The sequence below is a fragment of the Rhodococcus sp. 05-2254-2 genome (assembly GCF_002259095.1).
Classification (GTDB): domain Bacteria; phylum Actinomycetota; class Actinomycetes; order Mycobacteriales; family Mycobacteriaceae; genus Rhodococcoides.
This window is the reverse complement of the sequence record NZ_NOZJ01000021.1, coordinates 384,619-411,380: the sequence shown is the minus strand read 5'-3', so window position 1 is coordinate 411,380 and position 26,762 is coordinate 384,619. Positions and strand designations below refer to the sequence as shown.

The window sequence follows — 26,762 nt, the reverse complement described above, 5'->3', positions numbered from 1 at the left end:
TGGCGGTGACGCCCGCTCTATCCGTTAACCAAGCGAAGCACTTGAGTGAACAGTACGAGAACACCGATGCACAACGGGACGAACGAGGACAATCCCGTCGTGCATGGAAACTCGTGACACTTCGAGAGGTGGTGGGACTGAATGCACAGAGGTGTGCTGTGATGACGGGATCCCGTCGCTGGGGACCGATAGTGTGCAAACCTGCCCACATCGCCGGGACCTACACTCCCCCACCGAATGCGAGTCCCAGTAGATACGTCGCCCCAGCCGCGCCGTAGCCGATGGCCAGTTGGCGCAGAGCGCGTTTGACTGGTGGCCCACCGCTGAGCAGTCCCACCACCAAGCCGGTACAGATCAATGCGATTCCGACGAGGACGGCGGCAACGGCAAGTGCCACATAACCTTCGAGGCCGAACAGATACGGCAGCACCGGGATGACGGCACCGGAGGCGAAGAAGCAGAAACTGGCCCCGGCGGCACCGAGGCCGGTTCCGATGGACTCGTGCTGATCGACGTCGGGGGCCATCTCGTCGGCAGGTAGTACTCGCAGCACTTCGGCGGCTTTGGCGTCGGCTTCCTCGTGGGTCATGCCCCGCGCCCGGTAGACCAGCGCCAGTTCGTTGGCGTCGACGTCGAGGTGTTGGACGGCATCGCGCGCGGCACTGTCCGGGGACGACGCCTCGAGCAGTTCCCGTTGCGAGCGGACCGAGACGTACTCGCCCGCGCCCATCGACAGCGCGCCGGCGAGCAGTCCTGCCAGTCCTGTGACGAGAACGATCTGCTTGGACACACCGGATCCGCTGATACCGAGCACCAGAGCCAGGTTGCTCACCAAGCCGTCGTTGGCACCGAACACTGCGGCCCGGAACGTGCCGGACAGTCGATTGCGACCGCGAGCTGCCAGCGCCCTGATCACCTCGGCATGGATCTGCTCGTCGGCCGTCATGGCGTCGGTGGCATCGGAGTCGGTGGCATACGGAGAGCGCGTTTCGGCGCGCTGCGCCAATGCGAGCACGAACACCGACCCGAACCGACGCGCCAGCACACCGAGGATGCGGGTGCGGATGTCGCCCTTGAGCGGCATGCCGACCCGCTCGCCCAGCAGGTTTCGCCAATGCTGCTCGTGGCGGCCCTCTGCATCGGCGAGTGCGAGCAATATCTCGCGTTCCTCGCCGACGCGTCGACCTGCCAGATCGCGATAGACGGCAGCCTCGGCCCGCTCGTCGGCGAGATACTGCCGCCACCGCTTCACATCTCGCGCACTGGGTCCGTCGTTCATGAAAGTGAAGATAGACCCGTGGAGGGTCAGCTCGGGTCGTACACCCCGGTCTGTACTGCTTTGACCAATCTCCGTGGCACTCGGAACTCTCGACCTTGGAACCGCACGGCCACCAGATCGGGAGCAACGGCTTTCCACTGCGCACGACGGCTCCTGGTGTTCGAGCGCGACATCTTTCTCTTCGGAACAGCCATGATTCAGGCGTCCTTTCGGCTTCGTCGACCGTAACGCTTCTCGAATTTCTCGACGCGTCCCTGCGTGTCCATCACGCGGGCGGCTCCGGTCCAGAAGGGGTGCGATTCGGACGAGACGTCGACGACGATCAGCGGGTAGGTGTTGCCGTCTTCCCATTCGGTCTCGCGCGCGGACGTGACGGTGGACCTGGTGAGAAACCTGTTACCGGTGCTCGAATCCTGGAACACGACCGGGTGGTAGTCGGGGTGGATGCCTGGTTTCATTCTGTAGCCTCTCGTGATTGTTCTGCGTACGGGGATTCACTGCTGTCGCAGGGGTCTTCGTGCCACTGGCCGAACGGATCGGTCCAGCCGGACCACGCCGAGGGGTCCGTCATCTCGTCGTCGGATACCAACGCCCACTGCAGGGTTCGGTCGATCTCGGTGGGGTCGGCCTCGTGCACGAGGACCACCAGAGAGGTGTCACGGTCGCCGAACGTCTCGTCCCATCGCAGCGCCGCCATTGCCCGACGGGTGGCGTCGACGCGGTCCTGTTGCTCCGGTTCCATTGCGGCAAGCCACTTTCCGGCGCTCGCAACACGAAGACCGCCGCCTGCCGATTCGATCCACAGCGCTTCGTCGGGCTGAGTGGCGACCCACGCCCGCCCTCGTGCGGTCACGACGCCGTCGAGCAGCACGTCGATGGCCTCGTGCAATCGCTCGGGATGGAACGGCCGCGTTGCGGTGAACTCGACCAGGGTGACGCCGCAGTCGACGGCCAGCGGCGGCTGACCGCGCAGCAGTGGCGAATGCGCGTCGGTGATCGCGCCGCGACGGGCATCGGCGGGCACGGACGCGAGAAGCGCTGGGGCGTCGACCATTGCGTCCCGGGACACCCAGACGACGGGCGCATTCGGTGCCAGCCGCGCGAGGACGGCAGCAAGCCGGGCCCGCTCCCACGCGTCGACGTCCGGGCCCGCGGTGACGACGAGCGCATCGGCGTAGTCGACCTGCCCCACCACCAACTGCGCGACGGTTCGGTCGTCGTCCCCACTGGCGACGATCCCTCGGTCGGCCATGGCGTCGTCGCCGGTGGCGTCGGCCAGCCAGGTTGCGGCATCGAGGCAGTCGACTACTGCCTCGATGCGGACGTCACGCGAGGCCGGGCCGTCGATCTGCCCGACGACACCCGCCACGACGACGTTGTCCACGGCCCAGCACAGCGCCTCGGGCTCGAGCGCGGGGTCCATGGCGAGCACGATGCGATCGACGTTGCTGCGAGCGGACAGTGCGCGCAGCAGCGGCAGCAGATCCTCCCGAAGCGTGCACGAGACGCATCCGTGCGCCAGCTCCAGAATGGTCTCGCGCGGGTTCTCCCCCAGTACGGAGAGTGTGCGACGCACGACACCTTCGGCGACGCGGCTCAGATCGTGGCGGACCGCTACTGTCCCCGGCGCGAGCAGCGATGTCACGACTGCGTCCATGGCTCCGGTCCAGCCGGAGACGAGGACCATCGGGGTTCGATCGTCCGGTGAGTTGTTCACGAGCACCCTTCTTCTCGACAACGATTGTCATTCTCTGAGGATGCACGCTACATTCGAGATCACGCTTTGTCGAAAACGATTGTCATAATGGAAAGAAAGGAGTGCTCGTGTCCGCGCACTGCCAAGTCACCGGCCGCACCCCCGGCTTCGGAAAATCCGTCTCGCACTCCCACGTGCGAACCAGCCGTAGGTGGGACCCCAACATCCAACGCAAGACGTACTACGCACCCAGCCTCGGCCGACGCGTCACTCTCACGCTCTCGGCCAAGGGCATCAAGACCATCGACCGCGACGGCATCGATGCCGTCGTCGCCAAGATCCGCGCACGTGGGGAGAAGATCTGATGGGCAAGAGCACGGACGTCCGTCCGATCGTCAAGCTGAAGTCGACCGCGGGGACCGGCTACACCTACGTCACTCGCAAGAACCGTCGCAACGATCCCGATCGACTGGTGATGAAGAAGTACGACCCGGTCGTGCGCAAGCACGTCGATTTCCGAGAGGAGCGGTAGCCGTGGCGAAGAAGTCGAAGATCGCCAAGAACGAACAGCGCAAGGTCGTCGTCGCCCGGTGGGCAACCCGTCGCGCCGAGCTCAAGGAGACCATCCGCAGGCCCTCGAGCAGCGACTCCGAGCGCGCACAGGCCCAAGCAGCACTGCAGCGTCTGCCGCGCGATTCGAGTCCGGTACGATTACGCAATCGTGACGCTGCGGATGGACGTCCGCGCGGTTATCTACGGAAATTCGGGCTGTCCCGCGTGAAAATGCGCGAGATGGCTCACCGTGGGGAGCTGCCAGGCGTCCACAAGTCGAGCTGGTAAAGGGAAAAGGTTTCAGATGGCAGTCAAGAGAGCACCGTCGAAGAAGGTCCGCGCAGAGGCAGGCCGTCGACCGAAGAAGAACCCGTTGAACGCCGCCAAGGTCACCACGGTGGACTACAAGGACATCAACCTCCTTCGTCAGTTCATCTCGGACCGCGGCAAGATCCGCAGCCGCCGGGTCACCGGCCTCACCCCGCAGCAGCAGCGCCAGGTCGCTGTTGCAGTGAAGAACGCTCGTGAGATGGCATTGCTGCCGTTCACCAGCCGCTGATCCAAACTTTCGTTCAGAGAGGCCACGTAGCCATTGGCTACGTGGCCTCTCTGTCGTTCCCGATCCAGAGATGAGCAGTCCGTAGATGTCCGGCGTCCTCGAGGGCTTCACCGTCATCTTCGTCGTCATCGCACTGGGTTACCTGCTCGCCCACCTGAAAGTGCTCGGCGAACACGGCCAGTTCGTACTGAGCCGACTCGTGTTCTTCGTCGCGACGCCCGCGCTGCTGTTCGTCACGCTGGCGAACTCGGATCTGTCGGTCATTCTGTCGCCTGTACTGGCCGTAGCCGGCACCACGGCACTGCTCGTCGGCGCCGTCTATTTCGTCATAGCCAAGCTGGCTCTGAAACGAACCGTGCCCGACGCGACCGTCGGCGCACTTGCGAGTTCGTACGTCAACGCCGCCAACCTGGGTATCCCGATTGCCGTCTTCGTGCTCGGCGACGCGAACTTCGTCGCTCCCCTGCTGCTGTTCCAGATCATGGTCTACACCCCGATCGCGGTGACGATTCTCGACGTCTCGACGGAGATAGAGAAGGTCTCGGTGCTCAAGACCGTCACCACACCGTTCCGGAATCCGATCGTGCTGGCCGGCGCTGCAGGACTGGTTCTGTCCATCACCGGCTTCGAGCTGCCCGAGGCGTTGATGCAGCCGTTCCAGCTCGTCGGGAACGCGTCCGTCCCGGGCGCGTTGCTCGCCTTCGGCCTGTCTCTCTACGGTGCCCGAGTGCTCCAGAAGGGCATCAGTCCACGACGGGACGTAGCCCTGGCCACGGTGTTCAAGATGGCACTGCAACCCCTGCTCGGCTACCTCATGGCCCGGTTCGTGTTCGGTCTGGACGGGCACGATCTGTTCGCCATCGTCGTCGTCTCGGCGCTGCCGACCGCACAGAACGTGTTCGTCTTCGCCAGCCGCTACCAGCGCGGGGTGGTACTCGCCCGAGACACTGCGTTCGTGACCACGCTCGTCTCGATCCCCGTCATCGCGCTCGTGACACTCTTCCTCGCATGAGCCGAACACAAAGGTTCTCCTCAGCTCACAGCGCTAGTTTGGTTTCATGAGGTTTCTCGCTGCAGGAGTCATGTTGTGCCTGCTGCTGGTCGGCTGCAGCACCGCCTCCGGCAGCGACGACGAGACGACGCCGACGGTCGGATCCACCACGCCGGTCGGTCTCGCTCAGCAACCCAGCGCACCTCCGGTTCCTCACGAAGTGCCCGTCGGCGACGTGGGCACGATGTTCGAGCCCACCCCCGATCTGATCCGCGCCACCACCACTCCGTTCGAGTCGTGGAGCCAGGTCTCCCCCAACACCATCGCGGTCCACTTCGTCACCGGCACTCCCGAGTGCTACGGAGCCGACGCGTCGGTGACCGAGACCGACACCACCGTCACCATCGAACTGCGTACCGGGACCAAGCCCGACGCCGCCGACAAGTCCTGCATCATGGTGGCCGTCTACGCCACCATGCAGATGACTTTGGCCTCTCCCCTCGGGAGCCGCACCATCCTGAATGCGGCCTGACCCTCACGCAGGTAGGGTCCGGGCGGTGAGCGATCATCTGCCAGACCGAGATCGAAGCCGGATTCGCGCGGCCGATGCGGACCGGAATCTGGTCGCGCAGCTGCTGAGCGACGCCTTCGCAAACGGCCAACTCACCATCACCGAGTACGACGAACGCACGGCAGCGGTGTACCGGGCGAAGACCTACGGCGAACTCGACGTACTGACCGGGGACCTGGTCCTGTCTCCGCCTCCCGCACGTGCGCCATCCGGTGGCTCCGCGAACGACCGCGTGATCGCCATCATGAGCGGTGCGATGCGTAAAGGAGAGTGGACCGCGGCGGCGCGCATCGACGCGTTCGCCTTCTGGGGTGGCATCGAACTCGACCTACGCCGTGCATCGTTCTCCGCCGAGGAAACCACCATCAACTGCGTGGCCATCATGGGCGGCATCGAAGTCACCGTGCCGCCCGGAGTGAGCGTCGAGGTCCGCGGCATGGGGATCATGGGCGGATTCGAGCACGTGAGCGCGGCGCACCCGGGCGCACCGCGCGTGGTCGTCACCGGCTTCGCGTTCTGGGGTGGGGTGTCGGTCGAGATCAAGGACCCCGACAAACTTAGGATCGCCGACGCTTGAGGTAGTCGGTCACCACTGCCGCACCCAATCCGTCCAGATCCGGCGCGATGACCCGTCCACCCACTCGTTCGGCCATCTTGTCGACAACTCTGGCCAGGCCGGGATCGTCACCGAGCCGGAAGATCGTCACCTGCGCACCGAGTTTCGCGACGGTATCGAGCTCCCGCACAGTCAATCCCAGAGTCTTCGACGACGGCGGATAGTCGAAATACGCATGGCCGTCCGGCTCGAGATGAGCAGTCGGCTCACCGTCGGTCACGATCAACACCACCGGCTGTGCGTTGGGATGACGCCGCAGGTGACGTACTGCCAGCATCAGTGCGTGGTGCAGGTTGGTGCCCTGATCGTAGGCACCGTCCAATCCCGCCAGCTCCGACGCCGTCAATGTCTGTGCGTGCCTGCCGAATCCGATCAGCTGCAGATCGTCCCCTCGGAACCTGGTGCTGACCAGATGGTTGAGAGCCAGTGCCGTGCGCTTCATCGGCACCCAGCGGCCGTCCATCACCATCGAGAACGACGTATCGACCAACAATGCAACCGCGGCCTGCGTTCTGGTCTCGGTCTCGCTGATCTCCACATCGGTCACCTGCAGCTGCACCGGAAAGCCCGATCCTGTTGCCGCTGAACGCAGTACCGCATTGTTGACCGTACGGGTCACGTCCCACGGTTCGGTATCGCCGAACTCCCACGCCCGCGATGCTCCCGTCGGCTCGCCCATAGCACCCGCCTTGCGAGTGTCCCGCTCGCCGCCGCGTCGAGACAGCTTTCCTGCGACATCCTTCAGCGCGGACTGCCCCAGCTGACGCATCGCTTTGGGTGACAGACGCCATTGCCCGTCGGCACCCTTGTCCATGAAACCCTGCTGCTGCAGCGCTTTTTCGAGTTCGGCGAGCATTCTGGCATCGGCCGCCGCCTCGGGCCCGAGTTGCTTCAGCAGGGCGTCGGCATCGATGTCGTCCAGTGCGGCACCGTTGTACTGCTGCGAGAGCTGATTTCCCAGGTTCTCGAGATCTGCGATGTCCTGGAGCGCGCCGGTACCGTCGCCGAGTCCCATACCGTTCTCGCCGCGGAAGTTCTGCGAGCCGTCCCAATCCTCACCGGGCCGGGCCTGCTGGAGATTCTGATCGAGTTGATCAAGCTGGTTCAGCAGATTCGAGTCGCCGAAGGCCTGCTGAGCCAACGCATCGAGCTCGGCCCGCTGCTCGGGCGTCAGAGAGTTGCGCAACCGCTGCGCCGCTGCCGCCCGCTGGGCGAGCGAGTCCAACAACTCGTCGACATTCTCGGGGTTCTCCGGAAAATGCTGACCGTGCTTGTCCATGAACTTCTCGAACTGCTCGTCGGTGTCCTCGCCCTTGTTGTGGGCGTCGAGCAATTCGTTGAGGTCCTTCAGCATGTCGCTGATGGCCTGACGGTCCTCCTCGGTGGCACCTTCGAGAGCTTGCTTCATGCCCGCGAAACGCTGATCGAGCATTTCGCGTCCGAGCAGATCCTTGATCTTCTCGTAGTTCTCGCGACCCTCGGACGAACGCCAGTCGTAGTCCGAAAGTTCCTGCACCGCTTGGGCAGTGGACGGAGACAGATCGCCGATCTGCATCTCTTGGAAGCGCGCGTCGTCGTCGAGGGCACGCGCCAACGCCTTGCGCTCCTCGAGCACCGCCTTGTCCAGCAGCTCACGTACTTCCTGCAGCGTGCCGTCGAGGTTGTTCTTCTTCAACAGATCTCGACGACGCTTCGCGGCCTGCGCAGCCAGGTCGTCGAGCCCGCGCATGTTCTTCGTCCCGCGACGCAGCATCTCCTGCAATGCCCGACGCGGTGACGCGCCCTCGAGCACGTCCTCGCCGATCGCGTCGAGCGCCTCGCGCAGATCCACCGGTGGCGCAAGGGGATCCGGACCGTCGTGATACCGCCCGTATCTGGAGCGACGCATCAGCTGTACACCGTCTGACCGTCGTCGTCGGGGTCCTTGGAGATGCGACGCGCCAGGTAGAGGCCCTCGAGAGCGAGTTCGACGGCGGCCGCCTTCTCCCCGTCCGAGGTAGCGTTCAGCCGCTCGTGGATGTCGCCGATGACCTCGACGTCGGGCAGCTCGTCGAGCAGCGCCTTGGCGGTGATGCGGTCGCCGGTGACGATCGGTTCGCCGGTCTCCACTGCCGTCACCAGAGCTGCGAGATTGATGCCGCCGAGGTGTGCTCGAACGGTATCCGCGGTCGCGCGGCGCAGCATGTGTTCGAGCACCTCGATTTCGCGGCCTTCTTCACCGGATTCGAATTCGACCTTGCCGCGCAGCACCTCGATGATGGTGCCGAGATCCACCGGCCGGGCCACGGGCTCGGCCTCCCCCAGGATCGCGGCGCGGTGAACGGCTGCGGCAGCGATGGTTTCGGCTGCGGCGATCGCGAATCGGGCGGAAACGCCGGAGCGCTGGTCCACCGACGGCGACTCGCGCAGCAGTCGGGTGAATCGGGCCAACACCTCGAGCAGATAGGTCGGGACTGCGGCCTGCAGCTCCGCTTCCTGCTCGATGACGGCCACCTCGGCGTCGAGTTCGAGGGGGTAGTGAGTCCTGATCTCGGCTCCGAAACGGTCCTTGAGCGGGGTGATGATGCGTCCGCGATTGGTGTAGTCCTCGGGGTTCGCACTCGCGACCAACATGACGTCGAGCGGCAGACGAAGCGTGTAGCCGCGGACCTGGATGTCGCGCTCCTCCATGACGTTGAGCAACGACACCTGGATGCGCTCGGCAAGGTCGGGGAGCTCGTTGATCGCCACGATGCCGCGGTGGCTACGCGGGACCAGGCCGAAGTGAATGGTTTCCGGGTCGCCGAGGCTGCGGCCCTCGGCCACCTTCACCGGATCGACGTCGCCGACGAGGTCGGCCACCGAGGTATCCGGGGTCGCGAGCTTCTCGGCGTACCGCTCGCTGCGATGCCGCCACTCGACGGGAAGGTCGTCGCCGAGTTCCTTCACCTTCCTGATGCTGGCGGGAGTGATCGGCTCGTATGGATGCTCGCCCAGTTCGGCTCCGGCGATCACCGGCACCCACTCGTCGAGCAACAAATTCAGGGTGCGCAGCAGTCGCGTCTTGCCCTGACCGCGCTCGCCGAGCAGAACCACGTCGTGACCGGCCAGAATCGCGCGCTCGAACTGCGGCAACACCGTCGAGCCGAATCCGACGATCCCCGGCCACGGATCTGTGCCGTCGCGCAATGCCTTCAGAAGATTTTCCCGCAACTCTTCCTTGATCGACCGCTGCCGATGTCCGGATGCCTTGAGTTCGCCGAGAGTGGAGATGCCAGGTTTGGTAGAGGTCACTTCTCCACGCTACGAGCGTTTGCCGAAAGCTGCCATCGAGTCGTCGGTTGTGGTTCCGTCGAGTTCGCACTTATGCCACCTGAACTGGACAAATCGCCCGCATAAGTGCGACCTCGCTACACCGGGGCACCCGCGGCGCGGAGCTTTGCCCGCACGCGTGCCACCACCTCGTGCGGTCGCAGCCGCATCTGCTCGGAATTGACGCGGACGATCTGCCACTCGGCACGATCGAGATCCTCGAACCGCTCGATGTCACGGGTCCGCTGACGCTCGTCGAGCCAGTGGTGAACGCCTTCGTATTCCACCCCCACCCGCCAACGACGCCACCCCATGTCGATGCGTGCCACGAATCTGTTCGAACTGTCACGAATTTCGATTTGAGTCTCGGGCTTCGGGAGCCCCGCCTCGACCAGAAGCAATCTGGTGCGCGTCTCTTGTGGCGACTCTGCACCGCAGTCGACGACATCGAGCGCACCGAACAGGCGCCGGATGCCTCGGGTGCCCGGTCGCTGCAGCGCATACGCACGTATGGCTTCCCCGTCGACGCAGGTTGCGGCGAGTAGTGAGTCGAGAAAGACCACCGACAGCGGCGACGGCACCCAGCGACCGATATCGAATCCGGTGCGCACGGGTGTGGACACCGCGAATCCCTGAGCGATCATGACGTCGTCGGTATCGAACGCGTCGTGGTGGATTCGGAGCCCGGGCAACTGGTGCGATCTCCCGGTCGCCAACACACTCGGAGGAGTACTCGGGTCGATCCACTTCGCGCCGTGGACTGCCGCCGCGGAGACCCCTGCAATCACGGCACCATCGCCGACGCAGATCGATGCGGCGATAGCCATTGTTCGCGCATCGACAATGGTCCCGTCGCAGACATACGTGTCGCGAAAGACCCTCACATATTTGCGACTCAGCTCGTGCCTGCTGAGAGCGCCCGAGCGTATTGCCTGCGAACCCCGAAACGGTCCGCCCTGAATCCCCATGGCTCAACCCTGGCAGGGTCGACACCTCGAAAAGGGCCCGCTCAGCGATCTGTGGATAACTTTTCATCCATCCACAGATTGTCGAGTTCGCAGTTATGCGGCCGAAAGTGAGGTATGTGGTTGCATAACTTCGAGCTCGGCGTCAGGCACTAGTGCGCGAAGTGTCGCGATCCCGTCAGATACAGCGTCACGCCTGCATCCTGCGCCGCGGCGATCACTTCGTTGTCGCGTACCGAACCACCCGGCTGCACAACGGCTTTGACGCCTGCGGTCATCAGTACCTGCAAACCGTCGGGGAACGGGAAGAAGGCATCGGAGGACGCCACCGAGCCGACGACGCGATCCCCGGCTCGCTGAACGGCGAGGTGGGCGGCATCGACGCGGTTGACCTGGCCCATTCCGACGCCGACCGACGCACCGTCGTGGGCGAGCAGGATCGCGTTGGACTTCACGGCCCTACCTGCGCGCCAGGCGAATTCGAGATCCTTCAGGGTCTGCTCGTCGGCAGGCTCGCCGGCAGCGAGGGTCCAGTTGGCAGGATTGTCGCCGTCTGCGTCGAGAACGTCGCGCTGCTGCAGCAGTGCGCCGCCGGAGATCGGCTTGAGTTCGACGCCCGAGGTGGACGGCGCCTCCGCCAGCAGCACACGAATGTTCTTCTTGCGCTGCAGCACTCCGAGAGCACCGTCGGCGTAGGACGGCGCGATGATGACCTCGGTGAAGATCTCGGCCACCTGCTCGGCCATCTCGACGGTGACCTCGCGGTTGGCTGCGATGACGCCGCCGTAAGCACTCACCGGATCGCACGCGTGGGCCTTGCGGTGCGCCTCGGCGATGTCGTTGCCGACAGCGATACCGCACGGGTTGGCATGCTTGATGATCGCGACGGTGGGGTCGGCATGATCGAACGCCGCCCGCCACGCTGCATCGGAATCGGTGAAGTTGTTGTACGACATCTCTTTACCGTGCAGCTGCTCCGCCCGCGCGATGCCGGAGCTTGCAGGATCGACGTAGAGCGCCGCAGCCTGGTGCGGGTTCTCGCCGTAGCGAAGCACGGCCGAGCGATCCCAGGTTCCGCCGATCCATTCCGGAAACGACGATTCGGTATCGGGGGTCAGCACATTGCTCATCCACGACGCCACCGCGACGTCGTAGGCGGCCGTGTGCTGAAAAGCCTGTGCCGCAAGGGAAGTCCGCTCGGCGAGGGTGAATCCGCCACCGGCCACGGCCGTGAGCACGTCCTCGTAGCGGGCCGGGTCGACCACCACGGCAACCGAGGGGTGATTCTTGGCTGCGGCGCGCACCATCGACGGTCCGCCGATGTCGATCTGTTCGACGCATTCGTCCGGCGTCGCCCCGCTGGCGACGGTCTCGGTGAACGGGTACAGGTTCACCACGACGAGCTCGAACGCCTCGATGCCCAGTTCCTCGAGCTGCGAAAGGTGTTCGGGCTTACGGGTATCGGCGAGCACGCCGGCATGCACCCGAGGATGCAGCGTCTTGACGCGACCTTCGAGGGTCTCGGGGAATCCGGTGAGATCCTCGACCTTTGTGACCGGGATTCCGGCGTCGGCGATCTTGCTCGCCGTCGATCCGGTGGACACGAGAGCGACGCCCGCACCGTGCAAGCCGGTCGCCAGTTCGATCAGTCCGGTCTTGTCGTAGACGCTGACCAGCGCGCGGCGCACTGCTTTACGTTCACTCATCGGATTATCTGAGCCTTTCGTCCATCGGAGGTGACACCTGTGGTGGCCACGGCTGCGATCACGTCGACCAGCAACCGTCGCTCGACAATCTTGATGCGTTCGTGCAGAGCAGCTTCGTCGTCGCCGTCGAGAACCGGTACGGCTTCCTGCGCCAGGATCGGCCCGGTATCGACGCCGGAATCGACCAGATGAACCGTCGAACCGGTCAGTTTGACGCCGTGGTCGAGAGCGTCCCGCACAGCATGTGCGCCGGGGAACGACGGCAGGAGCGCGGGGTGAGTGTTGACGATGCGTCCGGTGAACGCCCCGAGAAATTGCGGGCCGAGGATCTTCATGAAACCGGCGGTGACGACGAGATCGGGCTCGTGCGCCAGAACGGCGTCGGTGAGCGCGATGTCCCACTGGGCTCGATCGGCGTAGTCCTTCAGTCCGACTCGAAAGTTCGGCATTCCGGCCTCGTCGGCACGGCGGGCTGCGTCGCACTCTCGATCGACTCCGACGGCGACGATGCGCGCGGGATAGCTCTCGGCAGCAGTCGCGGAGATGAGCGACTGCAGAAGCGAGCCGGTCCCCGATGCGAGGACGACGACCCGCGCGGGTGTCTCACGCAAGGCAGTCAGCGCACTACTCCTGAATTGTCGAGGCGGATCGTTCGAGCCAGCGGAAAGCCTAGTCGCTGCGCCGCAGAGCTCTACCGGGCAGGTCCGTCCCGGTCTCCTGGAGGTGCAACGACCTCGGCATCCAGCGGTTCGGCGGTAGCGGCCTCGACGATCGCGTCCGGTTCTTCGGCCGCTGGCATCTCGGCCGGGACGTCGTCGACGACCTCCGCCTCGACGACATCCTCGACCACCTCGGTCTGTTCGTCGTCCTCCGGTTCGGACGGGGCGGTCTCGGACGGGTCAGGCTCGGATGGGGCCGGTTCGATCGCCAACTCGGCCACAGGTACCGGAGTCGGAGCGGGATCGTCGCGAGTCGGCTCGGGTTCTGCTCGACGCCACACGACGAAGGCTGCGGAGGCGGAACCGACGACGGCCAGCCAAGCGAACGTCAACAGCCCGAAGCTCCAGACGGTGACTTCGACGGTGCCGAACGTGCCGAGGTTTCCGCCCGCGGCGTAGCCGAGCAGTGCTGCGAGCGCTCCGGCCGCGGCCGCCACGACCCATACCGAGGACACTGCAACCTGGATGTCGGCGCTGCGGATGGCGCAGTCGCGGCCGAGCAGCAGTCCGGCGCCGATGGGGACGACGAGCATGACGACCCAGATCGTCTGGGCCGATCCTTCGGGGAGGACGGCCAGGATCGGCAGCGGTGGTAGCGGTCCTCCGGTGGTGGAGAACAGGCTGACCGACGTCTCGCCGAACCCGGCTGTGGAACCGGTTGCCACCGCGAGTGCACCGATGACGATGTTGGGGAGATAGAGCACGGACAGCACGGTCAGCCCGAGCATGCCGACAACATCGCCTCCGCTCTCGAGCAGTGCGCCGGCGGTCTCCCAGGAGACGAGCAGGGCGAGCAGTACGACCGCCGCCCCGCCTGCAGCGAGGATCGACAGCACGCGCACGAAGGGCGCAACGAGCGCGCGAACCCAGTCCGGAAGTCCGCGGCGGATCACCACCGAGTCCCAGCACGCGAAGAGCAGACCGGTTCCGGATGCGGCCCCGTGCACGCCTGCGACCCAGGAGAAGGCCACGAGAGCATTGGGACTGGACAGTCCGATGACGGTGGACGCGTCCTTGGCGACGGCCAGAGCGATGGCGGTGACGGCGAGCGGGCCCGCCATCGACGCCGCGAATATCCACCGAAGCACGCGACGGTCGGTGTCGGAGTCCACCGCGTGGTGGACGGTACGAGCGACGGACCAGCCGATGATCAGGGTCGGCAGCAGCGGTGCGACGCCGAGGGATGCGCCGCCGATACTCAGGGGCACCAGGTGCACGGCGAACCACGAACCGGCGATCGCTCCGAGCGTTCCGGTGAGGTCGCTGTTGGCCGAGACGAGGGTGACCAGAGCAAGGGTCGTCGCGATCACCACGACGAGTCCGGAGGTCTTGAAGGCCACTGCGGCGAGCATGCGCGACTGATCGGGCGTCGGTCCGGTGCTCGCGCGGGGAGCCCGGGCGGCCGCGCGTCGCGTCTCTCGGTTCAATAGATCGCTCATCGCAACGAGAGTCGCATCATCTTCGCGGCGCGCCGGTCAGGCGCGCCGCGAAGTGGGTTGTGATGCCTGAATCAGTCGTGCTTCTTCTCGTCGTCCACAGCAGGAGTGGCACCGAACGACTGCGTGGGCGCGCCGTACGGCGTCGACTGCTCGCCCGATTCGGGCTCGTCCGACTTCGCCGGAGGCTGGCCGTATCCCGAAGGCTGGCCGTACTGGTACTGGTTCGGCGGATAGGCCTGCCCGCTCGGACCGGTGTACGGCGGCGGTGCATAGCCGCCCTGGGGCGACGAGGGGTTGGGGGCGGACTGTCCGTACGGCGGCTGCCCACCCGGGTTGTAGGAATGCTGACCCGACGCCTGTCCGCTCGGTGCTTGACCGCTGAGACCTTGACCGCTGGGACCTTGACCGCTGGGACCTTGACCGAAGTTGGACGAGGTTCCCTGAGGCTGACCGTACGACGGCGGGTTGCCGTAGGCCTGCGGTTGCGAGGGTCCACCGAACGACGTCGTCGGCGCGTTGTACGGGTTCTGCTGGCCGTATCCGGGCTGCTGATTCTGGTTGCCGTAGCCCGCAGGCTTGGGAGCCGGAGCCTTGACGATGCCCGCGTCGAGCAGCAGTGCCAGCACCGCGGCGGCTGCTTGGACGAAGCCGAGGACGAGCACCAGGATCGCACCGATACCGAGCGAGCTGGTGGTGCTGGCGAACTCGTTGCCCTCTGCGCTGGGCAGACTGAACGACTGGAAGACCAGCACCAGCCAGCCGGCGATCGCCAGGGCGGCAACCACGGCCTGGTTCCTGGCGTCCTTCTGTATGAGCGAGGCACCGGCGATCAAGCCCGCTGCCAGCAGCAGAGCAACCGACACGGCGCTTCCGCCGGAGGCGAAGAAGGTGGTGCTGAACGACGTCTGGATGCTGCTCGGCAGTTCCTGAGACGAGGTGACCTCGGCGGTGACGAGGTCCAGCAGGCCGAGCAGGAAGGTGACGACGCCGAGCCCGAGGATCACGAACGTGAGAATTTTCGGCAGATTCGCCAGTCCTGATCCGGGCGACTTACGTCCGGACGCGGCCGGCCCCGGTCCGGCCGGTGCCGAGGTGCCCGGCACCGGAGGGCCGAAGGGATTGGACACCGACGGCTGGTGAAAGGGCTGGTTCTGTCCTGGATGACCCTGCGGGTTGGACGACGGCTGATTCGGCGAGGACGACGGGCCGTAGGACGGGCCACCTCCGCCGTAGCCACCAGAGTTGGAGCCCCCTGTTTCAGGGCCGCCGGGCGAGTAGGTCATCGCGTCTCCTCATCTGAGATTGTCCGTACCCCAGGTCGGTCGGGTCCGAGAACTCACGCTACTGCACGGACCCGACCGATCACGGAACCGAAAGGTCAGCGGGCTGCCACCAACTCCTGGTCGTTCGCCTCGGCGGCCTCGAGTTCGCGAACCAGCGGCAGGACTTTCGCCCCGAAGTACTCGATCTCCTCCTGGAAGTGCAGGAAGCCGCCGAGAATCAGGTCGACGCCGCGGCGACGGTAGGCCACGATGCGCTCGGCCACCTGCTCCGGGGTGCCGATCAACTGCGTCTTGAACCCGTCGTTGTACTGAACGAGGTCCTCGAACGTCGAGTCGGCCCACATTCCCTTCTTGTCGCCCGTCGAATTGCCGGCCTGTTGCACCGCTCCCTTGAAACCTTCGACGGCAGGCTTGTTGGCCTTCTCGATGATCTCGCGCAATGTGTCTCGCGCTTCCTTCTCGCTGTCTCGCGCGATGATGAAGCCGTTGAGCCCGAACTTGACCTCACGCTGGTGATCACGCGCGACGCGTCGGAGATTGTCGAGTTGCTCGGTGACGCCGTCGAAATCCTTGCCGTTGCTGAAGTACCAGTCCGAGTACCGTCCGGCATTCTCCTGCGCTGCAGACGAATTGCCGCCCTGGAACAGTTCCGGGTTGGGACGACCGGGAGTGTTCAGCGGTTTGGGCTTGAGGGTGAAGTCGTGGATCCGATAGAAGTCGCCGCGGAAGTCGACGTCGTCCTCGGTCCAGATCTTGCGCAGCACCTGCAGGAATTCTGCACTGCGACGGTATCTTTCGTCATGTTCGAGCCATGGCTCGCCGAGGTGGGTGAACTCGTCCTTGAACCAGCCACTGACGACGTTGACGGCGAAGCGGCCGTTGGACAAGTGATCCGCGGTTGCGCCGAGCTTGGCCAGTACCGCCGGCTGCCACAGCCCGGGATGCACTGCAGCAATGACTTTGAGCCGTTCGGTGGCCAACAGCAACGCAAGCGAGAAGCTGGTCGACTCGTGCTGGAACTCGGCCCCGTAGCTGGCTTCGTAGCGAACCTGACTCAGGGCGTACTCGAATCCGTTGTTCTCGGCCGTCTGCGCCAGCTTCTTGTTGTACTCGTAATCCCAGCTGGTGCGCTGTTCGATGGTGCTGGTGACCAGGCCTCCCGAGACATTGGGAACCCAGTATGCGAATTTGATCGCGTCGGTGATTTTTTCGGTGCTCATGTGTGCGTCATCCTTCGGCGGATCAATGTGCCATCCACGCGCTCAGATGGTGTGAATGGCACATCCGGAAATCGGGGGTCGGATCGGGGCAGAAAGGTGGGGACTACGAGTACCACGTGGGCTCGGGCAGCTCGCCCGTGAGAACCCAGCGCCCGACCTCGCGTCGCTTGTATGCGACCGGATCGTGCAGGGTGTGCGTACGTACGTTGCGCCAGAATCGGTCGAAGCCGTACTTGCTGGCCGTCGCACGCGCGCCGAGCGCCTCGAACACCGTCGAGGTGATCTCCAGCGAGACCTCGGTGGCGCGAGCCTTGACGGCGGCGACGCGCACCTCGTGATCACCGCGCTCCTCGGCGGTGACGTTCCAGGCGTTGTCGTGAATCTTCTGTCCCTCCAATGCAACTGCGTCGGCGAGAGCTTCGACGGCCCAGAGCTTGGCGGTCAGATCGCCGTAGATGTCGATGATGTACGGCTCGTCGACGGCCTTGTCCACGGCGCTGTGCAGCCAGGCACGGGTTTTGTCCTTGGTGTACGACGCGGCCTCCTCGAGTGCGCCCCTCGCGATACCGAGGTAGAAGTTGACGAACACCAGCTGGATGGTCGGAACGTTGAGGGTGTTGTAGACGCGGGGCTGAAAAGCTTTGTCCACGAATCCTGCTGCGCTGGCCCAGTCGACGCGAACCTTGTCGATGGTGACACTGCCGCTCTCGGTCTGACGCTGGCCTATGTTGTCCCAGTCGTCGTGGAAGGACAGACCCTCGATGTTCGACGGCACGATCGCGAACACATGATCGGTGCTGCCCTCGAGAGCACCTTCGAGCACGGTGACGTCGGAGACGCGGCTGCCGGTGGAGAAGGTCTTGGAACCGTCGAACACGATGGTGTCGCCCTCGTCGGTGACGGCGACGTCGTTGTCACGAGGGTTGACGGCACCGCCGAAGAACCACTTGTTCTTCGTCGCGTCTGCCTCGACGGCCTCGATCTGTTCGGGGGTGCCGACGAGTCGTGCGGCCCAGAACCACAGCAGGTGGTATCCGAGCAGCTGACCGATGGAACCGTCGGCCTTCGACACGGTGCGAATCACTTGATATGCCGTCGGCCAATCCTGTCCTGCGCCACCGTGTTCGACGGGGCCGAGCAGGGTGACGAGGCCGGCGTCCTTGAGTAACTGGACCTCGGCGGTGGGGATGTCGCGGCCCTTGTCGCGAGCGACGGCATCGACAGCGAGGAGTTGAGCTACCTCACCCGCGCGGGAAATCCATCCGGCAGCAGTGGTGGGGGCGTCGGGCCAGTTCTTGGTGAGGGCGCGATTTTCTGTGGTTGTCATGACGATCAGTGAAGTCCGGCTCCGAGCCCGGGACCACACTTCGAATCAGCGTGATTTCAAGAATTATGTGCCAGGTCCGTTTCTGACGCCAAAAAAGACCCCGTGACAGTTATCCGCAATTTGTAACGCGTCATCAACAGCGGAGATTAATGTGTTGCACATCACAAACCGGCGGGACAACTCTCTCGCCCTCCCCTAGGACGCCCCTCATGCGCAAGTCACTCTTCGCCACCGTCGCCGCCGCCGGTGCTCTCGCTGTTGCCGTCATCTCGCCTGCCGTCTCCAACGCTGCCGACACCGTCCTGACCTTTACAGTGCTCGGAGGCGCACTCAACATCACCGCGCCGGCAAGCCAAGCGCTGACCGTCACCGGGGACGTTGCAAGCGGAGGAATTACGCCGGTCGTCGTCTCGGATCAGCGCCGTGGAATCAACGGTTGGACCGCGTCGGCATTCAGCACCGATTTCGAGAAGCCTTCACCGGACCCCGCAACGATCCCCTCGACCGCCGTGACCTACTCGGCACCGCTCCTGCCTGCACGCACGGGAATCTCGACGGTGGCCGGAGTACTGCTGCCACAGGCCATCGACACCACAACGGCAGTCGTCGTCGCTACCGCAGTCGTCGGCTCCAATACCGCCACCTGGACCGGCACCGTCGAGGTCGACCTGCCCTCCGATGTCATTGCCGGTGACTACACGGGCACCGTCACACATTCGGTGGCTTGATCTGTAGATGACTGCGAATCGGGGATTGGCAGTCGGAGTTCTGGCTCTACTGACGTTCGCTTCAGCGATCGTCGCCCAGGCTCCGGCTGCCGCTCAACAGCCAACCGAACCGGCGCCGGTGGGCAGCGTCGGAATACGACTGCTCGAAGCGCCGGTATCCCTACAGGACGACCCACGAGCGATGGCGTACATCATCGACAACTTGCCTCCTGGCACCACTATCACCAGGCGCATCGAGGTCAGCAACGGCAGCAATCAAGAACAACCGGTCACTCTGTACCCCGCTGCCGCATCGATCGGCGCCGACGACGGCGGCTTCCAAGTGGGTGACGACCGTGCCGTCAACGAGCTCACGACGTGGATGTCGGTGACGCCGACAGACCTCACGCTGGCTCCGAACTCGGCGGCCGAAGCGGTGGTGACCATTGCGGTTCCACCCGACGCCCCCGAAGGTGAGCAGTACGCCGTCGTGTGGGCGCAAACTGCCGGTGCACCGACGGGAACCGGCATTCAGAACGTCAGCCGCGTCGGGATTCGCACCTACCTGTCGGTAGGTCCAGGGAACGGTCCCGCAGCCGACCTGTCCATAGATGGGGTCACCGCTGCTCGCAGCGACGACGGTGCACCACAGGTCGTCGCGAACATCACCAACACCGGCGGCCGCGCTCTCGATCCGAGCGGCACGGTCGAGCTCTCCGGTGGCCCCGGCGGTATTTCCAGTACGCCGGTGAAGGGTTCGGGAGGGTCCATCGCGCCTGGGCAATCAGGAAGCGTCACGTTCACGCTCGACCCAGCTCTTCCCTCAGGGCCGTGGCAGGCCGCAGTCACCGTTACGAGCGGGTTGGTGAACAAGACGTCGAACGTCGAACTCACCTTCCCCGACCAGGGCTCGGTCGCCGCACAAGACTCCTCGTCCGAGTCGGGTACTCCAGCCTGGATCTGGGCGGTCGTTGCGTTGGGAATCATCGCCGTCGCGGCGGCGGTACTCATTGTGATTCGGCGACGAAAGACCAGCTGACATGCGACGTCTGACATTGGCAGTCGGATTGGCGGTGGTCCTTGCGGCCACCGTCGATCCGGTGGTGTCGGCTCAGCCCTCCCCCGAAATACCCACCGCCACAACGCAATGCGCGTTGGACTCGACGCCGACGACTACCCCCGTTCCAGCCGACACGATCGCACCGACCACCACACCGATCCCGACGGCCGAGTGCACACCCTCTGCACCGATCGTTACAACCTCACCGACGGCATCCACCGAGGCTCCGACGGTGTCGACCGTGCCGACGACGACTTCCCCCACCGTGACGGTAGCGGCTCTGCCGACGATGGAATCGACCCCCACCACCACGGCAGCCCCGACGACCTCAGCAATTCCCACGACCACGGCAGTCCCGACGACCACAGTGACTGCTGAGCCGACGGGCGCGTCATCGACAACTGCGACGCCGACGTCGGATCCGATAGCCACCACCTCGATCAGCGCTGTTCCATCTCCCGAGCCTGCCGCTCGCGCAGCTGCAGCACCCGCCGCGAGCTTGCTGAACATTCAGGCGAACAGCGGACTGATCGCACAAGCCGGACAGGGTGCGTTGACTCCTGGGGTGCCGTGGACCGGGAACATGAGTCTGAGCGTGGTCAACGTACTCGGTAACTGGACTTCTACGGTGAGCCTCTCGCCGTTCCAAGGCCAAAACACTGGTAGGACCGTCACGCCGGTCGCGTCCTACTCCGCTCCCGAGACCAATTGCCTGCTTCTGTTGGCGAAATCCCCTGGCGTCACCAACGTGCCGCTCTCGGCTACCGCCGTCAACGCGAAAACCGGTGGGGGCGTGGCGTGCCTGACGAGTTGGACGGCCACGGTGAACATCTTGGTGCCCAACAGCGATCTGCTTGCCGACACCTACACCGCAACTCTCACTCATTCGATTTACTGAGCAAGGATCATCCGCGCAGGATCTTTTCCATCTTCTTGCCCTTGGCGAGTTCGTCGATCAGCTTGTCCAGGTAGCGGATTTTCTGCATCAGAGGGTCCTCGACATTCTCGACGCGAATGCCGCAGACGACTCCGGTGATCAGGGTCGCGTTCGAGTTGAGGTCCGCTGCCGCGAAGAACTCGTCGAACGTCGTGTCGTCCTTCAGGTGGCGCTCGAGAGTTGGCTGATCGAAGCCGGTGAGCCAGCGGATGATCTCGTCGACCTCGGCTTTCGTCCGACCTTTGCGCTCGGCCTTGTTCACGTAGTGCGGATAGACCGAGCTGAAGGCGGTGGTGAAGATCCTGTGCACGCGCATCAATCTAGACCCCGCCGCGTGAATGTGACTTTGCCGCGCCCAGACGTGTGCAGTGGTCCATTGACGCGAACCGGGGCGCGCGCACGAAAAAGCCCGCCACCGAAGTCGGTGGCGGGCTTTTCACAGAAGCGAGTCCTACTTGACGGACAGCGATTCCAGGATTTCGCGCGCGAGGGCAGCGGTCTCGGACGGCGTCTTGCCGACCTTGACGCCTGCGGCCTCGAGTGCGTCCTTCTTGGCCTGCGCGGTTCCCAGCGAGCCGGAGACGATGGCGCCTGCGTGGCCCATGGTCTTGCCCTCGGGAGCGGTGAAGCCTGCGACGTAGCCGACGACCGGCTTGGTCACGTTGGCCTTGATGTAGTCGGCTGCGCGCTCTTCGGCGTCGCCGCCGATCTCACCGATCATGACGATGATCTTGGTGTCGGGATCCGCTTCGAACGCCTCGATGGCGTCGATGTGGGTGGTTCCGATGACGGGGTCGCCGCCGATGCCGATGGCGGTCGAGAAGCCGAAGTCACGCAGCTCGAACATCATCTGGTAGGTCAGCGTGCCGCTCTTGGAGACCAGGCCGATGGGGCCGGTTCCCGAGATGTTGGCGGGCGTGATGCCGACGAGAGCCTCACCGGGAGTGATGATTCCGGGGCAGTTGGGCCCGATGATGCGGGTCTTCTTGCCCTTCTCCACGTTGTAGGCCCACGCGTACGCGGAGTCCTGCACGGGGATGCCCTCGGTGATGACGACGAGCAGCGGGATCTCGGCGTCGATGGCCTCGACGATGGCGTCCTTGGAGAATGCCGGCGGGACGAACGCGATGGAGACGTCCGCTCCGGTCTTCTCCATGGCCTCGGCGACGGAGCCGAAGACCGGGAGTTCGATGTCGTTGCCGTCGGCGTCGACGTGCTTGACCGTGGTTCCGGCCTTACGTGCGTTGACGCCACCGACGACCTGGGTTCCGGCCTTGAGCATCAGGGCGGTGTGCTTGGTGCCTTCGCCGCCGGTGATGCCCTGGACGATGACCTTGTTGTCCTTGTTCAGAAAGATAGACATTGTTTCCTCTACTTCGCTGCCAGCTCGGCGGCCTTGTCGGCGCCCTCGTCCATGGTTCCGGCGAGCGTCACCAGCGGGTGCGCGGCGTCGGCGAGAATCTTGCGGCCCTCTTCGACCTTGTTGCCGTCGAGACGGACGACCAGCGGCTTGTTGGCGTCGTCGCCCAGCTTCTTCAGTGCGCCGACGATGCCGTTGGCTACTGCGTCGCATGCGGTGATGCCGCCGAAGACGTTGACGAACACGCTCTTGACCTGCTCGTCACCGAGGATGACGTCGAGGCCTGCGGCCATGACCTCGGCAGAAGCGCCGCCGCCGATGTCGAGGAAGTTGGCGGGCTTGACGCCGCCGTGTGCCTCGCCCGCGTATGCGACGACGTCGAGGGTCGACATGACCAGTCCGGCACCATTTCCGATGATGCCGACCTGTCCGTCGAGCTTGACGTAGTTGAGGTCGTTCTCCTTGGCCTTGGCCTCGAGGGGATCGGCTGCGTCCTTGTCCTCGAACTCGGCGTGGCCGGCCTGACGGAAGTCTGCATTGGCGTCGAGCGTCACCTTGCCGTCGAGGGCCAGGATCTGATCGTCCGGGGTGCGAACCAGCGGGTTGACCTCGACCAGGAGAGCGTCTTCGTTGATGAAGACCTCCCACAGCTTCTGGATGGTCACCGCAGCGGCGTCGAGCACCTCGGCGGGAAGCTTGCCCTTTTCGGCGATTTCACGAGCAAAAGCAAGGTCGACACCCTTGACGGCGTCGACCGGGATACGTGCGAGTGCGTCGGGGTTCTCCTCCGCCGTCACCTCGATTTCGACGCCACCCTCGACCGAACACATGGCGAGGTAGGTGCGGTTGGTGCGATCGAGCAGGAAGGAGATGTAGTACTCCTCGGCGATGTCGGAGGCTTCTGCAACGAGAAGCTTCTTGACGACATGGCCCTTGATGTCGAGTCCGAGAATCGCTTCTGCGTTCTCGGTGGCTGCTGCGACGTCCTTGGAGTACTTGACGCCACCGGCCTTGCCGCGGCCGCCGACCTTGACCTGTGCCTTGACCATTACTGGCTTGCCGATTTCTTCGGCAATCTGTGTTGCTCCGGCGACCGTGTCGGTGACACGACCGGCGGAGGTGGGTACGCCATGCTTGGCGAACAATTCCTTCGCCTGGTATTCGAAGAGATCCATCAGCTCACCGTCTCGTCTACGTTGACGCCCGCTCCAGGGGTGTGAGCGGGTCTGAGCATGGACTTTATCCAGGTGTCTCGACAGCGCATCGGGCGCATGCATGCTATGTGGCCTATCTCACCGCTACCGGCTCGATGAAACGGCCGTCACCGATCGGCGCGGCGGGCCGAAAGTGCCGCGGCGACACCGAGAACGACGATTCCCGCCACCAACGGGAGCACCGCAGGGCCCATTTCCGGATCGGTGGCGCGTGCAGATGTCAGCGGCCAGGACGCCAGATGGACTATGCCTGCGACGGCTGCTCCGCCGAGCAGGACGCTGCCGCGTGCGGCCCGAGCTCGCGCCGCGACGACGGCGGCCACGATCACTCCGACGGCGAACAGCATCTGCCCCCAGGTGTCCCAGCCCCACGGAAATTCGGTGACGGTGGCGGCAGTGAAATCGCTGCCCCGATACAGCGGCAGGGCCAGGCCCACAGCGAGAAGTGCTGCACCGAACAAGCCGGTACCGAGCACCACGCCGTCGGTTGATGCGTCCGCGGACGTGTCGACGTCGTCGCGTTCGGCCGAGCCGGCGAACAGGGCCAGTAGTCCGGTGGCGGCCGCTGCGACGACGCCCGCGATGATCGCCAGAGCGCCGATGCCGGCACCGACGCCGTCCACGTCCTCGGCGAGCACCACCGACTGCAGCACCCCAGCCGCAGCGGCCACCGCGCCGAGCCAGAACATCGAGACGAAGGGCCGCGCAGCCGAGGCGAATTCGGAGAACAGCAGCGGCACCGAACCCAGAATCATCACGAACCCCGCGACCATCACCACGCGAGTGGCCAATATCTGAGGCACGGCGATCCCCGAGTCGGTCTCCAGAATCGGCAACAACGATCCGACGACGAACAGCACACCTGCAAGAACGCCGACGCTGCCGGCCGCGGCATGCCACCTCGTCGATCCGAGGCCTGCGACACCGCGGACACCTCGCGCACCCGACTCGCGCTGCTGCGCTCTCTCCAGCGCCCGACGGTCACGCGCAGCAGCGACGGGTGCAAGCACTGCGCCGCAGATCAGCAGTCCGAGACCCGCCAGCGTTCCCAGATAGGCACCGAGCCCGGCGTCGACCCGAGCTCCGGTGCTCAGCCCAGCGAGCAGACCGACCCCGGCGAAACCGAGTACGCCGAGCCCGGCACCGACGGCCGCACCCGACGCCACCTGCGGCGACAGGGAGGCCAGGGCCGACGCAGCCACCACGAGCGCCGCGATACCGACGACTCCGGAGCCCACCGCTACGAACACCGGCGACTCCACCACTGCCGTCACGATCACCACCGGATCGGCCGAGCGGTACAGCGAGGCGAACGCCGCAACGGCCGCCAGCACACCGAACGCGCCGAGCAGCGTCGCGAGCAACGGACCGACGCGCCCCGCCGCCGCGCGCCCCACGTGTTCCGAATACACCGAATGGCCGTACCCGTCACCGAGCCCGGCGCGATGCACCGCAGACCACCCCGCAATACCCGCCAGCACCGACACAGCGTGACCGGCGAGCAGAACATAGGCACCGGCGGTCGCGTCGAGCATGGCGGCGCTCAGCGGGCGGAAGAGCTCGAGCCGATTCGCATCGATGGGATCGGACAGCAAGGCAACGTCGAGCAACGTGAGGCCGAGTGCCACTGCGCCGTATCCGGCCAGCAGAGCTGCGGCGAACTCGACGCGTTTGCCGACCACACCCACCGCGGCTCCGAGGACAACGACGACGGGGACGGCAGCGGCCAGGATCGCGGCCGCCATTGCCCCGGTACCCACCGGCGAACCGTCGGCGCTGCGGACGACGCCGATCAGCTGGGCCGCCACTGCGGCAACCGCAGCGATCAGAGCGAGTGCGACGGCAAGCGCGATGCGCGGAGTGGGCGACGGATCGTCGGCTCGGCCGAACTCTCCGTCCTGGGGTCGGATTCGCTGCGGTTCCGCTCGCTCGGAGCCGGAGGCGGACGAGTCGTCGAAGGTGGGAGTCGGCACTCGGATCACGGTATCGGCTCGATCGATGCAAGAACCGTTACTGTCACCGTGTGCCGTCCACGTGTTCTCGTGTCCGATTACGAATGTGGCCCGTCACGACATAACCGCTGGTCGCCTTGTGAGCCATCTCACATATGCCGCCGGTTTGGGCTGTTAACTTGCGCGCCTCGCAATCATTTCGTTACCGTCTGCCGAGTCTTTCAGTAACGGCCAGGTCACGGATAACGGAGGTTGTAGGTCTTGCAGCAACACCGTGCGTCCTTCACATCGAGCAGATTCTCTCGACCCTCGGCCGAAGACGCGACCACGGTCTACAGCTACGAGCCCGCTGCCGCGCCTGCCGACAACGGTGCTTACGACGCGTACGCCTATCCCGCGTACCAGTACGCCGAGGCCGAGTACGTAGATACCGCCTACGTCGCAGCCGACGAGTCGCCGACCGTCGTCACCACATTCGCCACCACTGCAGACGCCACCCCCGTGGCCCGTCGCGGCGGAGCGCACCGCATCCCCCTTCCCCCCACCGCACTCAAGGGCCGAGCTGCAGTTCTCGCCGTGGCCGCAGGTGCGGTCGTCGCGGCCGGCCAGGCCGTCGTCAACGACGACGCACCCACCGCGGTCGCCACCTCCGAGTACGCACTCGCCGCAGGTGAAGCACCCGCTGCGGCAGCAGTCGCGGCCACCACCGCTCCGCAGACCACCGAGGTCGAAGCCGACTCGTCCAGCGCGACGCCGTCGGAGGCTCCGCAGATCCTCAGCATCGCTGCGCCGGTGGATCTGAGCCAGTTCAACGACCTGCTCGCCAAGGGCCAGCGCTTCAGCGAAGAGCGCGCCGCCCGCGAAGCCGCTGCTCGCAGGCCGCTGTTCGCACTGCCGGCGCAGGGCACCTACACCTCCAACTTCGGCACCCGCTGGGGCGTTCTCCACGCCGGCGTCGATGTTGCCAACGCCATCGGAACCCCGATCTACGCCGTCGCCGACGGCAAGGTGATCGACTCCGGTCCGGCCGCAGGCTTCGGCATGTGGGTTCGCGTGCAGCACGCCGACGGCACGATCACCGTCTACGGCCACATCGACACCTCGACCGTCACGGTCGGCCAGGACGTCATGGCAGGCGATCAAATCGCGACGATGGGCAACCGCGGCTTCTCCACCGGCCCGCACCTGCACTTCGAGGTCCACCTTCCGGGCGAGGTCAAGATCGACCCGCTTCCGTGGCTCGCTTCCCGAGGAATTTCCCTCGGCCCAGAGATGGACTGAGTACACCAGCTTTCGACTCGAAGCCGGACCCCGCTGT

Annotated in this window: 29 protein-coding genes; 11 read left to right on the top strand and 18 right to left on the bottom strand. The window is 65.1% G+C overall.

Annotated elements, in window-relative coordinates:
• Positions 1–220: 220 nt before the first annotated feature.
• From CH283_RS24765 to mrf, 4 genes are read right to left on the bottom strand one after another with little or no spacing between them, the layout of a single operon-like run.
• Positions 221–1,279 (bottom strand): VIT1/CCC1 transporter family protein, encoded by a 1,059-nt coding sequence (locus CH283_RS24765; protein ID WP_094639543.1) that lies wholly within the window; start codon positions 1,277–1,279, stop codon positions 221–223.
• 26 nt (positions 1,280–1,305) lie between these two features.
• Positions 1,306–1,473, bottom strand: a complete 168-nt coding sequence (rpmF, locus tag CH283_RS24760) for a 50S ribosomal protein L32 (RefSeq protein WP_094639542.1) — start codon at positions 1,471–1,473, stop codon at positions 1,306–1,308.
• A gap of 3 nt (positions 1,474–1,476) precedes the next feature.
• Complete coding sequence (locus tag CH283_RS24755; protein WP_094639541.1) at positions 1,477–1,737, bottom strand: type B 50S ribosomal protein L31; 261 nt, start codon at positions 1,735–1,737, stop codon at positions 1,477–1,479.
• Positions 1,734–2,966: a ribosome hibernation factor-recruiting GTPase MRF gene (gene mrf, locus CH283_RS24750; RefSeq protein ID WP_094639806.1), complete on the bottom strand. Its 1,233-nt coding sequence runs from the start codon at positions 2,964–2,966 to the stop codon at positions 1,734–1,736. The genes CH283_RS24755 and mrf overlap by 4 nt, the downstream gene beginning before the upstream one ends.
• A 137-nt stretch (positions 2,967–3,103) precedes the next feature.
• On the opposite strand from mrf, the gene rpmB reads away from it, so the two are divergent.
• The 7 genes from rpmB to CH283_RS24715 all read left to right on the top strand — a co-directional run bounded on the left by rpmB (position 3,104) and on the right by CH283_RS24715 (position 6,225).
• A complete protein-coding gene (rpmB, locus tag CH283_RS24745; RefSeq protein ID WP_032404320.1) occupies positions 3,104–3,340 on the top strand; it encodes a 50S ribosomal protein L28 in 237 nt (78 codons plus the stop codon).
• Positions 3,337–3,507, top strand: coding sequence for a 50S ribosomal protein L33 (rpmG, locus tag CH283_RS24740; protein ID WP_170944568.1), 171 nt, complete (start codon positions 3,337–3,339; stop codon positions 3,505–3,507). The genes rpmB and rpmG overlap by 4 nt, the downstream gene beginning before the upstream one ends.
• Before the next feature lie 2 nt (positions 3,508–3,509).
• Positions 3,510–3,815: a 30S ribosomal protein S14 gene (gene rpsN / locus CH283_RS24735; RefSeq protein ID WP_068050178.1), complete on the top strand. Its 306-nt coding sequence runs from the start codon at positions 3,510–3,512 to the stop codon at positions 3,813–3,815.
• A gap of 16 nt (positions 3,816–3,831) precedes the next feature.
• Positions 3,832–4,086 (top strand): 30S ribosomal protein S18, encoded by a 255-nt coding sequence (gene rpsR, locus CH283_RS24730; protein ID WP_008719028.1) that lies wholly within the window; start codon positions 3,832–3,834, stop codon positions 4,084–4,086.
• Between the two features lie 85 nt (positions 4,087–4,171).
• A complete protein-coding gene (locus CH283_RS24725) occupies positions 4,172–5,098 on the top strand; it encodes an AEC family transporter (RefSeq protein WP_094639540.1) in 927 nt (308 codons plus the stop codon).
• Between the two features lie 46 nt (positions 5,099–5,144).
• Positions 5,145–5,609, top strand: coding sequence for a hypothetical protein (locus CH283_RS24720; protein ID WP_068050174.1), 465 nt, complete (start codon positions 5,145–5,147; stop codon positions 5,607–5,609).
• A 25-nt stretch (positions 5,610–5,634) separates the two neighbouring features.
• Positions 5,635–6,225, top strand: coding sequence for a DUF1707 SHOCT-like domain-containing protein (locus CH283_RS24715; RefSeq protein ID WP_094639539.1), 591 nt, complete (start codon positions 5,635–5,637; stop codon positions 6,223–6,225).
• Here CH283_RS24715 and CH283_RS24710 read toward each other — a convergent pair.
• From CH283_RS24710 to CH283_RS24670, 9 genes are all read right to left on the bottom strand, one after another.
• Positions 6,206–8,152: a vWA domain-containing protein gene (locus CH283_RS24710; protein ID WP_094639538.1), complete on the bottom strand. Its 1,947-nt coding sequence runs from the start codon at positions 8,150–8,152 to the stop codon at positions 6,206–6,208. The two genes, CH283_RS24715 and CH283_RS24710, sit on opposite strands and share 20 nt — an antisense overlap.
• On the bottom strand, positions 8,152–9,537 hold the full coding sequence (locus tag CH283_RS24705) for an ATP-binding protein (protein WP_094639537.1): 1,386 nt from the start codon (positions 9,535–9,537) through the stop codon (positions 8,152–8,154). Before CH283_RS24705 ends, CH283_RS24710 begins: the two co-directional genes overlap by 1 nt.
• A gap of 116 nt (positions 9,538–9,653) precedes the next feature.
• A complete protein-coding gene (locus tag CH283_RS28500) occupies positions 9,654–10,382 on the bottom strand; it encodes an endonuclease domain-containing protein (protein WP_230596304.1) in 729 nt (242 codons plus the stop codon).
• Positions 10,383–10,672: 290 nt separating this feature from the next.
• Entirely contained in the window at positions 10,673–12,226 is a 1,554-nt protein-coding gene (gene purH, locus CH283_RS24695; RefSeq protein ID WP_094639535.1) for a bifunctional phosphoribosylaminoimidazolecarboxamide formyltransferase/IMP cyclohydrolase, read from the bottom strand.
• Positions 12,223–12,846, bottom strand: a complete 624-nt coding sequence (purN, locus tag CH283_RS24690) for a phosphoribosylglycinamide formyltransferase (protein WP_068050161.1) — start codon at positions 12,844–12,846, stop codon at positions 12,223–12,225. Before purN ends, purH begins: the two co-directional genes overlap by 4 nt.
• 71 nt (positions 12,847–12,917) lie before the next feature.
• Positions 12,918–14,384, bottom strand: coding sequence for a cell division protein PerM (locus CH283_RS24685; RefSeq protein ID WP_094639534.1), 1,467 nt, complete (start codon positions 14,382–14,384; stop codon positions 12,918–12,920).
• Between the two features lie 71 nt (positions 14,385–14,455).
• Complete coding sequence (locus tag CH283_RS24680) at positions 14,456–15,667, bottom strand: DUF5336 domain-containing protein (protein ID WP_141215355.1); 1,212 nt, start codon at positions 15,665–15,667, stop codon at positions 14,456–14,458.
• Positions 15,668–15,762: 95 nt separating this feature from the next.
• A complete protein-coding gene (gene sfnG, locus CH283_RS24675) occupies positions 15,763–16,887 on the bottom strand; it encodes a dimethylsulfone monooxygenase SfnG (protein ID WP_068050155.1) in 1,125 nt (374 codons plus the stop codon).
• Between the two features lie 103 nt (positions 16,888–16,990).
• A complete protein-coding gene (locus CH283_RS24670) occupies positions 16,991–18,214 on the bottom strand; it encodes an acyl-CoA dehydrogenase family protein (RefSeq protein WP_094639532.1) in 1,224 nt (407 codons plus the stop codon).
• 209 nt (positions 18,215–18,423) lie between these two features.
• On the opposite strand from CH283_RS24670, the gene CH283_RS24665 reads away from it, so the two are divergent.
• The gene (locus tag CH283_RS24665; RefSeq protein WP_094639531.1) at positions 18,424–18,942 is read left to right on the top strand and encodes a hypothetical protein; all 519 of its coding nucleotides are present in this window, start codon (positions 18,424–18,426) and stop codon (positions 18,940–18,942) included.
• Positions 18,943–18,949: 7 nt separating this feature from the next.
• The gene (locus CH283_RS24660; RefSeq protein ID WP_094639530.1) at positions 18,950–19,960 is read left to right on the top strand and encodes a hypothetical protein; all 1,011 of its coding nucleotides are present in this window, start codon (positions 18,950–18,952) and stop codon (positions 19,958–19,960) included.
• A gap of 72 nt (positions 19,961–20,032) precedes the next feature.
• Here CH283_RS24660 and CH283_RS24655 read toward each other — a convergent pair whose 3' ends face one another.
• Positions 20,033–20,491: a hypothetical protein gene (locus tag CH283_RS24655; RefSeq protein WP_094639529.1), complete on the bottom strand. Its 459-nt coding sequence runs from the start codon at positions 20,489–20,491 to the stop codon at positions 20,033–20,035.
• Positions 20,492–20,564: 73 nt separating this feature from the next.
• Between CH283_RS24655 and CH283_RS28105 the strand changes: the two genes are divergently transcribed.
• Complete coding sequence (locus CH283_RS28105) at positions 20,565–20,879, top strand: hypothetical protein (protein ID WP_141215354.1); 315 nt, start codon at positions 20,565–20,567, stop codon at positions 20,877–20,879.
• A 7-nt stretch (positions 20,880–20,886) separates the two neighbouring features.
• Here CH283_RS28105 and CH283_RS24650 read toward each other — a convergent pair whose 3' ends face one another.
• From CH283_RS24650 to CH283_RS24635, 4 genes are all read right to left on the bottom strand, one after another.
• Complete coding sequence (locus CH283_RS24650; RefSeq protein WP_094639528.1) at positions 20,887–21,234, bottom strand: DUF2200 domain-containing protein; 348 nt, start codon at positions 21,232–21,234, stop codon at positions 20,887–20,889.
• A gap of 135 nt (positions 21,235–21,369) precedes the next feature.
• Positions 21,370–22,281 (bottom strand): succinate--CoA ligase subunit alpha, encoded by a 912-nt coding sequence (gene sucD / locus CH283_RS24645; RefSeq protein ID WP_068050146.1) that lies wholly within the window; start codon positions 22,279–22,281, stop codon positions 21,370–21,372.
• Positions 22,282–22,289: 8 nt separating this feature from the next.
• Positions 22,290–23,453, bottom strand: a complete 1,164-nt coding sequence (gene sucC, locus CH283_RS24640; protein WP_032377331.1) for an ADP-forming succinate--CoA ligase subunit beta — start codon at positions 23,451–23,453, stop codon at positions 22,290–22,292.
• 146 nt (positions 23,454–23,599) lie between these two features.
• Positions 23,600–25,465: a hypothetical protein gene (locus CH283_RS24635; protein WP_094653738.1), complete on the bottom strand. Its 1,866-nt coding sequence runs from the start codon at positions 25,463–25,465 to the stop codon at positions 23,600–23,602.
• A 240-nt stretch (positions 25,466–25,705) separates the two neighbouring features.
• Between CH283_RS24635 and CH283_RS24630 the strand changes: the two genes are divergently transcribed.
• Positions 25,706–26,725, top strand: a complete 1,020-nt coding sequence (locus CH283_RS24630) for a M23 family metallopeptidase (RefSeq protein WP_094639526.1) — start codon at positions 25,706–25,708, stop codon at positions 26,723–26,725.
• Positions 26,726–26,762: the final 37 nt, after the last annotated feature.

Coding starts and splice junctions, on each gene's coding strand:
- CH283_RS24765 (WP_094639543.1), bottom strand. CDS start 1,279: ATGAACGACGGACCCAGTGCGCGAGATGTGAAGCGGTGGCGGCAGTAT.
- rpmF (WP_094639542.1), bottom strand. CDS start 1,473: ATGGCTGTTCCGAAGAGAAAGATGTCGCGCTCGAACACCAGGAGCCGT.
- CH283_RS24755 (WP_094639541.1), bottom strand. CDS start 1,737: ATGAAACCAGGCATCCACCCCGACTACCACCCGGTCGTGTTCCAGGAT.
- mrf (WP_094639806.1), bottom strand. CDS start 2,966: ATGGTCCTCGTCTCCGGCTGGACCGGAGCCATGGACGCAGTCGTGACA.
- rpsR (WP_008719028.1), top strand. CDS start 3,832: ATGGCAGTCAAGAGAGCACCGTCGAAGAAGGTCCGCGCAGAGGCAGGC.
- CH283_RS24725 (WP_094639540.1), top strand. CDS start 4,172: ATGTCCGGCGTCCTCGAGGGCTTCACCGTCATCTTCGTCGTCATCGCA.
- CH283_RS24720 (WP_068050174.1), top strand. CDS start 5,145: ATGAGGTTTCTCGCTGCAGGAGTCATGTTGTGCCTGCTGCTGGTCGGC.
- CH283_RS24710 (WP_094639538.1), bottom strand. CDS start 8,152: ATGCGTCGCTCCAGATACGGGCGGTATCACGACGGTCCGGATCCCCTT.
- CH283_RS28500 (WP_230596304.1), bottom strand. CDS start 10,382: ATGGCTATCGCCGCATCGATCTGCGTCGGCGATGGTGCCGTGATTGCA.
- purH (WP_094639535.1), bottom strand. CDS start 12,226: ATGAGTGAACGTAAAGCAGTGCGCCGCGCGCTGGTCAGCGTCTACGAC.
- CH283_RS24685 (WP_094639534.1), bottom strand. CDS start 14,384: ATGAGCGATCTATTGAACCGAGAGACGCGACGCGCGGCCGCCCGGGCT.
- CH283_RS24680 (WP_141215355.1), bottom strand. CDS start 15,667: ATGACCTACTCGCCCGGCGGCCCTGAAACAGGGGGCTCCAACTCTGGT.
- sfnG (WP_068050155.1), bottom strand. CDS start 16,887: ATGAGCACCGAAAAAATCACCGACGCGATCAAATTCGCATACTGGGTT.
- CH283_RS24670 (WP_094639532.1), bottom strand. CDS start 18,214: ATGACAACCACAGAAAATCGCGCCCTCACCAAGAACTGGCCCGACGCC.
- CH283_RS24665 (WP_094639531.1), top strand. CDS start 18,424: ATGCGCAAGTCACTCTTCGCCACCGTCGCCGCCGCCGGTGCTCTCGCT.
- CH283_RS24660 (WP_094639530.1), top strand. CDS start 18,950: ATGACTGCGAATCGGGGATTGGCAGTCGGAGTTCTGGCTCTACTGACG.
- CH283_RS24655 (WP_094639529.1), bottom strand. CDS start 20,491: ATGTTCAGCAAGCTCGCGGCGGGTGCTGCAGCTGCGCGAGCGGCAGGC.
- CH283_RS28105 (WP_141215354.1), top strand. CDS start 20,565: ATGAGTCTGAGCGTGGTCAACGTACTCGGTAACTGGACTTCTACGGTG.
- CH283_RS24650 (WP_094639528.1), bottom strand. CDS start 21,234: ATGCGCGTGCACAGGATCTTCACCACCGCCTTCAGCTCGGTCTATCCG.
- sucD (WP_068050146.1), bottom strand. CDS start 22,281: ATGTCTATCTTTCTGAACAAGGACAACAAGGTCATCGTCCAGGGCATC.
- sucC (WP_032377331.1), bottom strand. CDS start 23,453: ATGGATCTCTTCGAATACCAGGCGAAGGAATTGTTCGCCAAGCATGGC.